General features: G+C 58.5%; 13 protein-coding genes. 1 reads left to right on the forward strand and 12 read right to left on the reverse strand.

Going from position 1 to position 13,239, the window contains the following annotated elements; translation table 11 throughout:
* Nucleotides 1-19: 19 nt before the first annotated feature.
* Genes pcaF through paaA form a run of 10 tightly spaced genes read right to left on the reverse strand, consistent with a single transcriptional unit; the run spans nucleotide 20 to nucleotide 8,199 of the window.
* On the reverse strand, nucleotides 20-1,225 hold the full coding sequence (pcaF, locus tag AC3ITF_RS12945) for a 3-oxoadipyl-CoA thiolase (protein ID WP_279271868.1): 1,206 nt from the start codon (nucleotides 1,223-1,225) through the stop codon (nucleotides 20-22).
* Nucleotides 1,225-1,647 carry a hydroxyphenylacetyl-CoA thioesterase PaaI gene (paaI, locus tag AC3ITF_RS12950; RefSeq protein WP_062773526.1) on the reverse strand — a complete coding sequence of 141 codons (423 nt, stop codon included), beginning with the start codon at nucleotides 1,645-1,647 and terminating at the stop codon, nucleotides 1,225-1,227. Before paaI ends, pcaF begins: the two co-directional genes overlap by 1 nt.
* Entirely contained in the window at nucleotides 1,640-3,058 is a 1,419-nt protein-coding gene (locus tag AC3ITF_RS12955) for a 3-hydroxyacyl-CoA dehydrogenase (protein WP_489175721.1), read from the reverse strand. Before AC3ITF_RS12955 ends, paaI begins: the two co-directional genes overlap by 8 nt.
* Before the next feature lie 3 nt (nucleotides 3,059-3,061).
* Nucleotides 3,062-3,850 (reverse strand): 2-(1,2-epoxy-1,2-dihydrophenyl)acetyl-CoA isomerase PaaG, encoded by a 789-nt coding sequence (gene paaG, locus AC3ITF_RS12960; RefSeq protein ID WP_181539753.1) that lies wholly within the window; start codon nucleotides 3,848-3,850, stop codon nucleotides 3,062-3,064.
* 2 nt (nucleotides 3,851-3,852) lie between these two features.
* Nucleotides 3,853-4,620 carry a 2,3-dehydroadipyl-CoA hydratase PaaF gene (gene paaF / locus AC3ITF_RS12965; protein WP_489175722.1) on the reverse strand — a complete coding sequence of 256 codons (768 nt, stop codon included), beginning with the start codon at nucleotides 4,618-4,620 and terminating at the stop codon, nucleotides 3,853-3,855.
* The gene (gene paaE, locus AC3ITF_RS12970) at nucleotides 4,617-5,687 is read right to left on the reverse strand and encodes a 1,2-phenylacetyl-CoA epoxidase subunit PaaE (RefSeq protein ID WP_489175723.1); all 1,071 of its coding nucleotides are present in this window, start codon (nucleotides 5,685-5,687) and stop codon (nucleotides 4,617-4,619) included. Before paaE ends, paaF begins: the two co-directional genes overlap by 4 nt.
* A 7-nt stretch (nucleotides 5,688-5,694) precedes the next feature.
* Complete coding sequence (gene paaD / locus AC3ITF_RS12975; RefSeq protein ID WP_489175724.1) at nucleotides 5,695-6,195, reverse strand: 1,2-phenylacetyl-CoA epoxidase subunit PaaD; 501 nt, start codon at nucleotides 6,193-6,195, stop codon at nucleotides 5,695-5,697.
* 12 nt (nucleotides 6,196-6,207) lie between these two features.
* Entirely contained in the window at nucleotides 6,208-6,963 is a 756-nt protein-coding gene (gene paaC / locus AC3ITF_RS12980) for a 1,2-phenylacetyl-CoA epoxidase subunit PaaC (protein WP_489175725.1), read from the reverse strand.
* Nucleotides 6,964-6,970: 7 nt separating this feature from the next.
* A complete protein-coding gene (paaB, locus tag AC3ITF_RS12985) occupies nucleotides 6,971-7,258 on the reverse strand; it encodes a 1,2-phenylacetyl-CoA epoxidase subunit PaaB (RefSeq protein WP_062773507.1) in 288 nt (95 codons plus the stop codon).
* A gap of 11 nt (nucleotides 7,259-7,269) precedes the next feature.
* The gene (gene paaA, locus AC3ITF_RS12990) at nucleotides 7,270-8,199 is read right to left on the reverse strand and encodes a 1,2-phenylacetyl-CoA epoxidase subunit PaaA (RefSeq protein ID WP_489175726.1); all 930 of its coding nucleotides are present in this window, start codon (nucleotides 8,197-8,199) and stop codon (nucleotides 7,270-7,272) included.
* A gap of 285 nt (nucleotides 8,200-8,484) precedes the next feature.
* Here paaA and paaZ point away from each other — a divergent pair, with 285 nt between their 5' ends.
* Nucleotides 8,485-10,530 carry a phenylacetic acid degradation bifunctional protein PaaZ gene (gene paaZ, locus AC3ITF_RS12995; RefSeq protein ID WP_489175727.1) on the forward strand — a complete coding sequence of 682 codons (2,046 nt, stop codon included), beginning with the start codon at nucleotides 8,485-8,487 and terminating at the stop codon, nucleotides 10,528-10,530.
* A 47-nt stretch (nucleotides 10,531-10,577) separates the two neighbouring features.
* Here paaZ and kdgA read toward each other — a convergent pair whose 3' ends face one another.
* Both kdgA and edd read right to left on the reverse strand, forming a co-directional pair.
* Entirely contained in the window at nucleotides 10,578-11,219 is a 642-nt protein-coding gene (gene kdgA, locus AC3ITF_RS13000) for a bifunctional 4-hydroxy-2-oxoglutarate aldolase/2-dehydro-3-deoxy-phosphogluconate aldolase (protein ID WP_003034901.1), read from the reverse strand.
* A 36-nt stretch (nucleotides 11,220-11,255) separates the two neighbouring features.
* Nucleotides 11,256-13,067 (reverse strand): phosphogluconate dehydratase, encoded by a 1,812-nt coding sequence (gene edd, locus AC3ITF_RS13005; protein WP_115258762.1) that lies wholly within the window; start codon nucleotides 13,065-13,067, stop codon nucleotides 11,256-11,258.
* Between the last annotated feature and the right edge of the window lie 172 nt (nucleotides 13,068-13,239).

Here is a 13,239-nt window from a genome sequence, read left to right on the forward strand (position 1 = left end):
TATCCGCAGGTCAATTAGCTCACACTCGCTCGAGGATCAGGGCGATACCCTGGCCCACGCCAATACACATCGTACACAGCGCATAGCGTCCATTGCGTCGTTCCAGTTCCAACGTTGCCGCCAGCGCTAAGCGCACGCCGCTCATTCCCAACGGGTGGCCTAAGGCGATGGCGCCACCGTTGGGATTCACGTGCTCAGCATCATCTGCCAGACCGAGCTGGCGCATCACGCCCAGCGCCTGAGCGGCAAAGGCTTCGTTCAACTCAATCACATCCATATCGTTAATATTCAGCCCGGCACGCTCCAGCACTTTACGCACTGCCGGTACCGGCCCCAGCCCCATAAACTTCGGCTCCACACCCGCCGTCGCCATCGCTACGATGCGTGCTCGCGGCGTCAGCCCCTGCGCCTTTGCCTGTTCTGCGCTGGCAATAATCATCGCCGCCGCACCGTCGTTCACGCCGGAGGCGTTCCCGGCGGTAATTACGCCGCCTTTACGGAACGGGGTTTTCAGTGAAGAGAGTTGTTCGAGGGTGGTTTCCGCACGCGGATGTTCATCATCACGCACCGCGCTGACCACGCCCTTCTTGCCAATAATCTGCACTGGCACAATTTCCTGCGCCAGAATGCCGTCGCGCTGAGCTTGTGCCGTGCGCTGCTGGCTGCGATAAGCAAAGGCGTCCTGATCTTCGCGGCTGATATTTAACAATTCAGCTACATTCTCCGCCGTTTCCGGCATGCTGTCAGTTCCAAATTGTTGCTGCATGAGCGGGTTCACAAAACGCCAGCCGATGGTGGTATCAAACATCTCCGCCTGACGCTGAAACGGCGAGGTGGCTTTGCCCATCACAAACGGCGCACGGGACATAGATTCCACGCCACCGGCAATCAGCAGATCCGCATCACCGGCTTTAATCGCCCGAGCGGCAAAGCCAATTGCGTCCAGACCGGAACCGCACAGGCGGTTGATGGTCGTGCCCGCCACAGAGTGCGGATAACCCGCCAGCAGCGTCGCCATATGCGCCACGTTACGGTTATCTTCCCCCGCCTGATTAGCACAGCCGAAGATCACATCGTCGATGGCGCTGGCATCCAACTTCGGATTCCGGTTGAGTAATTCCCGCAGCGGAATGGCCGCCAGATCGTCGGCGCGAACGCCGGCCAACGCGCCGCCGTAGCGACCAATCGGGGTACGAATGCCGTCACAAATAAACGCATCACGCATTAGACTTCTCCTGTAATGGTGCCGCCGATGCGGTGCGATTTCCCGCGAAAGAGGGCCACGATTTTTTGCTGCTGGTTGATAATTTCAATGTCGTAAACGCCGGTCAGTTTGCCCTGCTGCTTGACCCGCGCGGTGGCGGTCAGCAGTTCACCAACAAAGGCCGGACGCAGGAAATCGATACTGGCGGCAGAGGCCACCGCCGCCAGCCCCTGGCTGTTGCAGGCGTAGGCGAATGCGGTATCTGCCAGCGAAAACAGTTGTCCACCGTGGCAGGTTTGATGGCCGTTCAACATATTCGGTGACACCGCCATGGTCATCTGCGCGTAGCCTTCGTCCATTTCGATAATCTTGATACCCAGCGTTTTCGCACAGGTATCGTTCTCATACATGGCGCGAGCGTTGCGCCAGGCTTCATTACTCATGACGCATCTCCAGTAGCGCTTTTTCGCGCAGCAGCGCACTCGGGCGATAGCGTTCTTCGCCGTAATGCTGTTGCAGATTCTCCAGCAGACGCAGGACGCGCCCCCAGCCCAGTGATTCACCCCAGCCAATCGGGCCGCGCGGGTAGTTGACGCCCAGACGCATGGCGGTATCAATATCCTCGGCGCTGGCAACGCCTTTTTGCAGCGCGTCCAGCGCTTCGTTCGCCAGCATCGCCACCGTGCGCCACACCAGCAGACCGGGATAATCGGCGATGTGCAGCACCTTTTTGCCCTGCTGCTGGAAGAAATAAACCGCTTTATCGGTGGCGGCTTGTGAATTGGTGGCAGCACTTGCCAGCACTACCGTGTCGCCCGCCGCGTAGTCGTACACCACCACCGGGCGGTTGTGCTGCACACTTAAGGCCAGCGCGGTTTCACCCGTGGTTTCCAGCAGCAGCACATCGTCTAATTCAGTGACAACGTCACGCTTAACGCTCTTTGCAGCATATTCCGCAGACACCACAGCCAGCGCCAGTTCCGGCTGTGCTTCAACAGGCCAGCGATAAACACCGTGACCGCTTTTCTTACCCAGACGCCCGGCAATGGCCAGCTCCTGTTGCAGCAGCGACGGCAGAAAACGTCGGTCCTGCCAGAAAGCGTTAAACACCGAACAGGTCACCGCAAAATTGACGTCCTGGCCGATAAGATCGGTCAGCGCCAGCGGCCCCATCGGGAACCCGCCGCCGTCGCGCAATGCGGCGTCAATCACTTCAGGCGCCGCCACCTGCTCTTCCAGCGCCCGCCAGGCTTCGGCGTAAAACGGCCGCGCCACGCGGTTGACGATAAAGCCCGGCGTTGAACGGCAGCGCACCGGCTGTTTGCCCCAGGCGCTCACGCACTGGCACAGTTGCTCAACCACTTCGGCTGAGGTCGCCAGACCGCTGACCACTTCGACCAGCTTCATCACCGGTGCCGGGTTAAAGAAATGCAGCCCGGCTACGCGCTCGGGGTGTTTAATGCCAGCGGCAATGGCGGTAATGGAAATCGACGAGGTATTGCTGGTCAGCAGCGTCGACGGGGAACAGATCTCCGCCAACTGGCTGAACAGCGCCAGTTTGATCTCCAGACGCTCGGACGCGGCTTCGATCACCAGTTGCGCATCCGCAAGTTGATTCAGTTCAGTTGCCGGAGTAATACGCGCCAGCAGCATCTGTGCTTGCTCGGCGCTGATTTTCCCGCGACTGACGCGGGAATCCAGACGCTGGGCAATACCGTCGATGGCGCGAGTAATCGCGTCGGCGGAAATGTCATACAGCAGTACCGAATGCCCGACGCTGGCAGCCACTTCAACGATGCCTGCGCCCATGGTGCCACCGCCAATCACGGCGACGGTGTGGAGTGTTTGCGTCATGGCTTATTTCCCGCTGAACTGTGGAGGACGTTTGCCGAGGAAGGCGCTGACGCCCTCGCGGTAGTCGTCGCTGCGCCCGGCAAGGCGCTGGAAATCGCGCTCAACGTCAAGCTGGTCATCCAGGGAGTTGGTTTCCGCCAGCTGCAACGCTTTCTTGATGAGCCCTAAACCGTAGGTGGGTTGGGAAGCCAGATGGCGCGCCAGCGCCAGGCTGGTGTCTTTCAGCTCTGCGTCATCAACCAGTTGCCAGATCATGCCCCACTGCGCGGCTTGTTCTGCGCTCAAGCTGTCGCCCAGCAGCATCAACCCCATCGCGCGGGCGCGGGTAGTGACGCGCGGTAATACCCAGCTACCGCCGCAGTCCGGTACCAGACCTAGCTTGCTGAAAGCCATCACAAATTTCGCAGAACGCGCCGCCAGCACGATATCGCAGCCCAGCGCCAGCGTGGCACCGGCACCTGCCGCCACGCCGTTGACCGCGCAAATCACCGGCTTCGGCAACGCGGCTAAGCGGCGCACCAGCGGGTTATAAAAACGCTCCACCGACATGCCTAAATCCGGTGCGGGGCCGCTTGGGTCAACGTTACGATCGTTCAGATCCTGTCCGGCACAAAAACCGCGCCCAGCACCGGTAATCAGCAGGCAGCGAATGGTCTCGTCGCGTTCAGCCTGCTTCAGGCATTCGGACAACTGCTGGTGCATGGCGTCGTTAAAGCTGTTGAGTCGGTCCGGGCGGTTCAGGGTGAGGGTCATCACGCCCTGGTCGATATCGCTAAGAATGAATGCGTCCACGGTTAACGTCCTTTGAAGGCTGGGGTGCGTTTTTCTAAAAAGGCAGCGATGCCTTCGCGACGGTCTTCGGTGGCGCTCAGCACGGTAAACAGCTGGCGCTCCTGGGTTAGCCCGGCCTGCAAACTGACCTCCTGCGCCAGACGTAACGACTGTTTGGCGGCACGCAGCGCCAGCGGCGAGTGGCGGGCAATCGTCGCCGCCAGCTTCAGTGCGTATTCGTCAGAAAGGTTGGCTGGGTGGATATCGCTGACCAGCCCCGCCTGCTGTGCCCGCTGAGCATCAATGCTTTCACCGCTCAGTACCATGCGGCTGGCCAGCGCTTTCCCGACGCTGCGAATCAAACGCTGGGTGCCGCCCGCGCCCGGCATGGTGCCGAGGGTGATTTCCGGCAGCCCAAAACGGGCGTTATCCCCGGCAATCACCAGGTCGCACAGCAGCGCCAGCTCGCAGCCCGCGCCCAGCGCGTAGCCGTTGACCACCGCAATCAGCGGCTTGTTAAAGGCATCGATACGCGCCCATAAGCGCGGGCGAATATCGTCGAAGGTGGCGGGCAGATCTTTTTCCGCCATTTCATTGAGATCGGCACCTGCCGCGAAATAACGGGTATTACCGCTAATCACGCACACGCTCACCGTGTCGTCCGTTGCCGCACTTTCCAGCGCCTCGGCAAGCTGGGTCAGCAGCGCATTATTCAGCGCATTACGAGCCTGCGGACGGTTCAGCGTCAGTTGTAAAACGCGGTCATGACGGGTAATAAGGAGTTCGCTCATGCCATCCCCCGCGCATCAAAGTCGACCACCACATCGCCACTGGTTGGCAGCGCCTGACAGCTCAGCACGTAACCTGCTGCCAGTTCGTCGGCTTCGAGGCTGTAGTTGGCGGCCATCGCCACTTCGCCGCGCACCACTTTGCATTTGCAGGTGGCACAAACGCCGCCTTTGCAGGCAAACGGTAAGTCGGCCCCCTGACGCAGCGCGGCATCGAGAATGCTGTCGTCATCGGCAGTCAGTGAAATCAGACGTTCACGACCGTCCTGACGCAACGTCACCGTGCGCCCTTCTGCCTGTACGCCAGTGGCGCGTTTAACGCTGGTCCCCGGCGTATTGAAGCGCTCAAGGTGAATGGCTTTTTCCGGCATTCCCAGCGCACGCAGCGTGGTTTCAGCGTCGTCCATCATCGCCGACGGGCCGCAGATAAAGGCGTCGTCAAAGCGGCTGAAATCAAGCAGATGCTCAGACAGCACGCGCAGTTTGTCGCCGTCAATACGCCCCTGTAGCAAGTCGCTGTCCATCGATTCCTGGCTGAACAGATGAATCACCTGTAAACGCTGCGGATAGCGATCTTTCAGATCGGCCAGCGTCTGACGGAACATCATGCTGTGGCTGCTGCGGTTGCCATAGATCAGGGTGAAGCGGCTGTCGCTTTCCACCGCCAGCGTGGCTTCGATAATCGCCATCATCGGCGTGATCCCGGAACCGGCGGCGATCGCCAGATAGTGGGCGCTGCGATCGACCTGTGGCTGGTAGCCAAAGTGACCCTGCGGCACCATCACCTCGAATTCCATGCCCTGCTGGATATCGCTCTGGGCGAAGCGTGAAAAACGGCCACCGTCGATGGCTTTCACCGCCACGCTGATTTCTGCCGGTGAGCGGCTGCGGCAGATGGAGTAGCAACGGCGCAGTTCTTCACCACCAAGACGGGTTTTCAGCGTCAGATGCTGGCCCGGACGGAAGGCGTAGGCGCTACGTAGCGCGTCGGGAATGGCAAAGGTGATGGTCACCGCATCGCGGGTTTCCGGCTCAACGTTTGCCACGGTAAGTGAATGAAATGTTGTCATCGCGACCTCAAATACATTTAAAGTAATCAAAGGGTTCACGGCAGCTTTCGCAGCGATACAGCGCTTTGCAGGCCGTGGAACCGAATTCGCTAATCAGCGAGCTGTGGGTGCTGCCGCAGCGTGGACAGAGCACATCCTTCGGCATTTCGTCGGCGTGACAGGCGTGGGCCTGCGGCGGGCTGATGCCGTACTGCCGCAGGCGTTCGCGGGCGTCCGGGCTCATCCAGTCGGTGGTCCACGGTGGGTCAAGCTGCAACACAATGTGTACCGGGGTGTAGCCGTGCTCGGTCATCACCGCGCGAATTTCACCTAACAGATGTTCGGTTGCCGGGCAGCCGGAATAGGTTGGCGTGAAGCCAATCACCCAGCCGTCGCCGTGACGTTCCACACTGCGGACCATACCGAGGTCGGTAATGGTCAGCACCGGCACTTCCGGGTCGGGGATGGCGCTTAGCAATCCCCAAATGCTGTGCACCTCAGCGGGCGCGATGGTGGCAAGACGTTGCATAGCGACCTCCGTTTACCACTGCTGACCGGGGTAAGCACGTTGCAAGTACTGCATCTCTGCCAGCATCGGCCCCAGATGTTCACTGTGCAGCCCCTGTTTCCCGCCGCTACGGAACGCCGCTTCTTGCGGGATCTGCAAACCAGAATCGAGCAGCGCGGTGTTTACCGTCGCCTGCCATTCGGCCTGTAGTTCACGCGGATCGACGGCGATCCCTTGCGCAATTAATTCGATCTCCAGCTCATCGGCCAGGAACAGCTCGCCGGTGAAGCGCCACAGGCTGTCCACCGCTTGCTGCATCAGGTTTGCCGAGTGTTCGGTGCCGTTACCCAGACGCTCCAGCCAGCCGCGGCTAAAACGCTGGTGATAGCGCACTTCTTTCAGCCCTTTGGCGGCGATAGCGGCAAGCTGCGCGTCACGGCTGTTCACCAGGCGGCTGAACAGCGCCACGTGCCAGACGTCGATAAAGAACTGACGGGCGAGGGTGTCGGCAAAGTTGCCGTTCGGCTGTTCGACCAGCAGCAGATTGCGGAACTGGCGTTCATCGCGACCAAAGGCCAGCGTGTCTTCGTCGCCGCTGCCGTTGAGTTCGGCGGCATAGCTGAGGAAATTACGCGCCTGACCCAGCAGGTCGAGGCCAATGTTTGCCAGCGCGAGGTCAATCTCCAGCTCCGGCGCATGACCGCACCACGCGCCTAAACGCTGGGCCAGCACCAGGCCGTTATCGCCCAGACGCAGAGCATAGGTGGCAACGGGATTCAGGTTATTCATCGTTGCCTCACATATGTTCCATGCCGTCCGGCACGGTGTAGAACGTCGGGTGACGGTAAACTTTGCTCTCTGCCGGGTCGAAAAACGCACCGCGTTCTTCCGGTTGCGAGGCGACAATTTCGCTCGCCTTCACTACCCAAATCGAACAACCTTCGCTGCGACGGGTGTAGGCATCGCGCGCGTTTTCCAGCGCCATCTGGTCATCGGCGGCGTGCAGGCTACCGACGTGACGGTGAGACAAACCTTGTTTGCTGCGGACAAACACTTCGTATAACGGCCAGTATGTTTTGCTCATCTTTATTCTCCTTAGGCGGCGCTGCGGGCCTGCTGTTTTTCGGCATGCGCCAGCGCGGCTTCGCGCACCCATGCCCCCTCTTCCCAGGCTTTGCGTTTTGCGCCCAGACGCTCGTGGTTACAGATGCCACGCCCGTTGATGACTTCGTTAAGTTCCTGCCAGTCAATTTCGCCGTAGCGGTAGTGACCGGTAGCTTCGTCCAGTTGCAAAGCGACATCCGGCACCTGCATGCCGAGGATTTCCACCTGCGGCACGGTGTTGTCGACAAAGCGCTGACGCAGTTCGTCGTTGGAATGCAGTTTGATTTTCCACGCCATGCTGCGGGCGCTGTTCGGCGAGTTGTCATCGCTCGGGCCGAACATCATCAGCGCTGGCCACCAGAAGCGGTTGATGGCGTCCTGCAACATCTGGCGCTGCGCTTCGCTTCCTGCCGCCAGCGCCATGCATGCCTCAAAACCCTGACGCTGGTGGAAGCTCTCTTCTTTGCAGATTTTGACCATCGCCCGGGCATACGGGCCGTAGGAGGTGCGACACAGCGCCACCTGATTGACGATCGCAGCACCGTCGACCAGCCAACCGATAACGCCGATATCGGCCCAGGTCAGGGTTGGATAGTTAAAAATGGAGGAGTACTTCATCTGCCCGTCGAGCATCTTCTGATACAGATCTTCACGGGCGCAGCCGAGGGTTTCGGCGGCGCTGTAGAGGTACAGGCCATGTCCGGCTTCGTCCTGCACTTTCGCCAGCAGAATCGCTTTGCGACGAAGCGTTGGGGCGCGGGTGATCCAATTACCTTCCGGCAGCATGCCAACAATTTCCGAATGCGCATGCTGACCAATCTGGCGAATCAGCGTTTTGCGGTAGGCATCCGGCATCCAGTCCTGTGGTTCGATGGCGGTATCCTGCGCGATGCGCCGGTCAAAGCTATGTTCTTCTGTCACGTCATCACCTTATGATTCCGATAAATTCAACAAATCATTTTTTGCGAATCACTTTGTTTTATAAAAGTTACATCTTAGTTAAATAAAACCACAAATTTTGTTTGTGAATTTTGTGATGAGTACCGCAAAGGGTTTTAGTAATCCTTTTATAAACAGGCTTGTATCACTATCAGGGATAGTGTCCCCGATCGCATTGTTAACAAATTATTAAAATCAGACTTGCATTTTATGATTCAGAAAAGAACTATTTATAGCGATATTACGTAACACATCTGGAGAATAATCATGCAGCAGTTAGCCAGCTATTTATTCGGCACCTGGCAGACCGGCCGGGGCCGCACCCGCACTATTCATCACGCCATCAGCGGCGAAGCACTGTGGGAAGTCACAAGCGAGGGGCTGGATATGGCGCAGGCGCGCCGCTTCGCCATCGAGCACGGCGGCAAAGCGTTACAGGCGATGACCTTTATTGAACGCAGCGCAATGTTAAAAGCGGTGGCGAAACATCTGCTGGAGCTGAAAGCCGATTTCTATGCCATCTCCGCCGAGACCGGCGCGACGCGTGCGGATAGCTGGGTGGATATTGAAGGCGGTATCGGCACCCTCTTCAACTATGCCGGACTGGGCAGCCGTGAACTGCCGGACGATACCCTGTGGCCGGAAGATGAGCTGATCCCGCTGTCCAAACAAGGTGGCTTTGCCGCGCGTCACGTGCTGACCTCAAAATCCGGCGTGGCGGTGCATATCAACGCCTTTAACTTCCCCTGCTGGGGCATGTTAGAAAAGCTGGCCCCCACCTGGCTTGCCGGGATGCCCGCGATCATCAAACCCGCCACCGCCACCGCGCAGTTAACCCAGGCGATGGTCAAAGCGATTGTCGATAGCGGGCTGGTGCCGGAAGGCGCGATCAGCCTGATTTGCGGCGGCGCGGGCGACCTGCTCGACCAGCTTGATCATCAGGACGTGGTGACCTTTACCGGCTCGGCAAAAACCGGGCAACAGCTGCGCGTGCATCCGAATCTGGTGGCGAAGTCTGTCCCCTTCACCATGGAAGCGGACTCGCTGAACTGCTGCGTGCTGGGTGACGATGTGACGCCGGAACAGCCAGAATTTGCGCTGTTTATCCGTGAAGTGGTGCGTGAGATGACCACCAAAGCCGGGCAAAAATGTACCGCTATTCGCCGGATTATCGTGCCGCAGGCGCAGGTGAAAGCGGTGAGCGAGGCGTTGATTGCCCGTCTGCAAAAAGTGGTGGTCGGCGACCCGGCGCAGGAAGGTGTGAAGATGGGCGCGCTGGTCAATAGCGAACAGCGTCAGGACGTGCAGGATAACGTCAACCGTCTGGTGGAAGCGGGATGTGACGTGCTGCTGGGAGGCAAAGCCGATCTCAATACCGCCGGGGCATTTTTCCCGCCGACGCTGCTGTTCTGCGCGCAGCCGGATGAAGTGGCGGCTGTACACGCAATTGAAGCATTTGGCCCGGTGGCGACGCTGATGCCGTATCAGAATAGCGAGCACGCGATGCAGCTGGCGCGCGCCGGTGAAGGTAGCCTGGCGGGAACGTTAGTGACGGCAGATGGCGCACTGGCGCGTGCGTTTATTCTCGGTGCTGCCCGCGCCCACGGGCGTATTCAGGTGCTGAACGAAGAATCTTCTGTCGAATCCACCGGCCACGGTTCCCCGCTACCGCAGCTGGTACACGGCGGTCCGGGACGCGCGGGTGGCGGCGAAGAACTCGGTGGCCTGCGGGCGGTAAAACACTACATGCAGCGCACCGCGATTCAGGGCAGCCCAACCATGCTTGCGGCTATCGGCCAGCAATGGGTGCGCGGCGCGCAGGTGGCGGAAGACCGCATCCACCCGTTCCGCAAATATTTTGAAGAGATCCAGCCCGGTGACAGCCTGCTGACCCCACGCCGCACGCTGACCGAAGCGGATATCGTCAACTTTGCCTGCCTGAGCGGCGATCACTTCTACGCCCATATGGACAAAATTGCCGCCGCGGAGTCGATTTTTGGCGAGCGTGTGGTGCACGGTTACTTCCTGATTTCTGCCGCCGCCGGGCTGTTTGTTGACGCGGGCGTCGGCCCGGTTATCGCCAACTACGGCATGGAAAACCTGCGCTTTATCGAGCCGGTAAAACCGGGCGATACTATCCAGGTACGCCTGACCTGCAAACGTAAAACGGTGAAACGCCAGCGCAGCGCTGAAGAGAAGGCCACAGGCGTAGTGGAATGGTCAGTGGAGATTTTCAATCAGCATCAGCAAGCTGTGGCGCTGTACTCGATCCTGACGCTGGTCGCGCGCCAGCAGGGGGATTTCCCGGCGTGAACAAACCCGATGGTGCGTTCCAGTCGCACCATCGGGCATTTAACGATTTACTGCTTCGCGCCTTCTACCGCTTCGCGAGCCAGTTTGGTAATGCGATCGTAGTCACCCGCTTCCAGCGCATCCGCCGGAACCAGCCAGGAGCCGCCGATACACAGTACGCTTTTCAGCGCCAGATAGTCACGGTAGTTGGCCGGAGAAATACCGCCGGTTGGGCAGAAACGCACCTGGGAGAACGGACCCGCAATCGCCTGCAGCGCTTTTGTCCCGCCGTTCGCTTCAGCCGGGAAGAATTTGAATTCTTTCAAGCCGTAATCCATGCCCAGCATCAGTTCAGAAACGGTGCTGATGCCTGGGATCAGAGGAATCGTCCCTTCGGTTGCCGCTTTCAGCAGAGGCTCGGTCAGTCCTGGGCTAATAGCAAACTGCGCACCAGCTTCCGTCACTTCCGCGAGCTGCTGCGGGTTCAGTACGGTACCTGCACCGACGATCGCATCCGGCACTTCTTTGGCGATAGCACGAATGGCGTCCATCGCACATGCGGTACGTAAGGTCACTTCCAGAACACGAACACCCCCTGCAACCAGCGCTTTTGCCATCGGCACCGCGTGTTCCAGTTTATTCACCACGATAACCGGTACAACCGGGCCAGTGGTCAGGATTGCTTCTGCACTTGTCTTCCAGTTTTTCATCAGAGTTTCTTCTCTCGCCTGATTACAAAATGAGTCTTAAAAATCGATACAGGTTGCGCCCTGCTCCGCACCGGACAGCTTTTCGCGCAACGCACTGAACATCTCACGCCCTGTTCCTACCCGCGATGCGCTGAGGTCAGGAATGTGGGGCTGACGAGAGGCAAGTTCCTCTTCATCGACCAGCAGCGTCAATTCACCTGTCTGTCCATTCACTCGAATGATGTCGCCATCGCGTACTTTTGCCAGTAGCCCGCCATCATAAGCTTCCGGTGTTACATGGATTGCTGAAGGCACTTTACCTGAAGCACCTGAAAGTCGTCCATCGGTAACTAACGCAATTTTGAAACAACGGTCCAATAATACACCAAGAGGCGGCATGAGTTTATGTAATTCTGGCATGCCGTTCGCTTTTGGCCCCTGATGGCGAACGACCACCACGCAGTCACGGTCAAGCAGGCCCGCATCAAAGGCCGGTAACACATCATGCTGACTCTCAAAGACAATTGCCGGGGCTTCAATGATCTGGTTTTCAACCGGTACCGCGGAAGTTTTCATCACCGCGCGCCCCAGGTTGCCGCTCAGCACTTTGGTACCGCCATGATGCGAGAACGGCTGGTCAAAGGTAGCAATCACGCTGCTATCCAGCGACTTCTCAGCCCCTTCTCGCCAGTCCAGTTCGCCGTTGTTCAGCCACGGTTCCTGGGTATAACGCGACAAGCCAAAGCCCGCGACGGTGTTGACATCTTCATGCAGCAGACCCGCATTGAGCAGCTCACGCATCAACACCGGTACACCGCCCGCGGCCTGGAAGTGGTTAATATCAGCCGGACCGTTAGGGTACAAACGCGCCATCAGCGGCACGATATCGGACAGATCGGAGAAGTCATCCCAGTTGATGAGAATGCCTGCAGCGCGCGCCATCGCCACCAGGTGCATCGTATGGTTGGTTGACCCCCCGGTCGCCAGCAGGGCCACAATACCGTTCACCACCACTTTTTCATCAATCATTTTACCGATAGGCATCCACTCGTTGCCGTTACCGGTCAGGCGTGTGACCTGACGCGCCGCCGCCGCGGTCAGCGCTTCACGCAGGGGGGCATCAGGATGCACGAAAGAGGAGCCCGGCAACTGCATGCCCATAAACTCCACCACCATCTGGTTGGTGTTTGCGGTACCGTAGAAAGTACAGGTTCCCGGCGCGTGATAAGACGCGGCTTCGGATTCCAGTAGCGCCATACGGTCAACTTTGCCTTCGGCATAGAGCTGGCGGATACGGACTTTTTCTTTGTTCGCCAGACCACTCGCCATCGGGCCTGAAGGGATAAAGATGGACGGCAGATGACCAAACGACAGCGCCGCCATCACCAGCCCCGGGACAATTTTGTCACACACGCCGAGGAACAGCGCGCCATCGAACATGTTGTGAGACAAGCCAATAGCCGCCGACATTGCAATCACTTCGCGGCTCAGCAGGGAAAGCTCCATCCCGTCCTGTCCCTGAGTGACGCCATCACACATCGCCGGCACGCCACCCGCAACCTGGCCTACCGCATTGGCTGCATGCAAGGCTTTGCGAATGATATCCGGATAATGCTCATACGGCTGATGCGCAGAAAGCATGTCGTTATAGGAGGTAATGATCGCGATATTGTTACGCAGCATGCTTTTCAGAGATGCTTTATCTTCTGGCTGACAGGCAGCAAAACCGTGGGCCAGATTCCCGCACGCCAGCTGCGAACGATGAACGGTGTTCGTCTTGGCCTGTTCGATACGGGCGAGGTAGGCAGAACGCGTCTTTTGAGAACGTTCAACGATGCGTTGTGTTACGCGTAACAAATTCGGATTCATAGAGGCTCCTAAAATTTATCTGTCAGAGCATCAGGATTAACAATGCGTTTCAGCAAGGTAACACCATACTGAATAGCTTGCTGGCCGTAGCTCAGGGGCAAAATCGTTTCAGGCAGTGTAATAAAAAAAGCCCCGCGGGTGAATCCACGCGAGGCTTAAAAGTGCAAAAATT

The organism is Citrobacter sp. KH_055_1 (assembly GCF_057838705.1).

Coding starts and splice junctions, on each gene's coding strand:
- pcaF (WP_279271868.1), bottom strand. CDS start 1,225: ATGCGTGATGCGTTTATTTGTGACGGCATTCGTACCCCGATTGGTCGC.
- paaI (WP_062773526.1), bottom strand. CDS start 1,647: ATGAGTAATGAAGCCTGGCGCAACGCTCGCGCCATGTATGAGAACGAT.
- AC3ITF_RS12955 (WP_489175721.1), bottom strand. CDS start 3,058: ATGACGCAAACACTCCACACCGTCGCCGTGATTGGCGGTGGCACCATG.
- paaF (WP_489175722.1), bottom strand. CDS start 4,620: ATGAGCGAACTCCTTATTACCCGTCATGACCGCGTTTTACAACTGACG.
- paaE (WP_489175723.1), bottom strand. CDS start 5,687: ATGACAACATTTCATTCACTTACCGTGGCAAACGTTGAGCCGGAAACC.
- paaD (WP_489175724.1), bottom strand. CDS start 6,195: ATGCAACGTCTTGCCACCATCGCGCCCGCTGAGGTGCACAGCATTTGG.
- paaC (WP_489175725.1), bottom strand. CDS start 6,963: ATGAATAACCTGAATCCCGTTGCCACCTATGCTCTGCGTCTGGGCGAT.
- paaB (WP_062773507.1), bottom strand. CDS start 7,258: ATGAGCAAAACATACTGGCCGTTATACGAAGTGTTTGTCCGCAGCAAA.
- paaZ (WP_489175727.1), top strand. CDS start 8,485: ATGCAGCAGTTAGCCAGCTATTTATTCGGCACCTGGCAGACCGGCCGG.
- kdgA (WP_003034901.1), bottom strand. CDS start 11,219: ATGAAAAACTGGAAGACAAGTGCAGAAGCAATCCTGACCACTGGCCCG.
- edd (WP_115258762.1), bottom strand. CDS start 13,067: ATGAATCCGAATTTGTTACGCGTAACACAACGCATCGTTGAACGTTCT.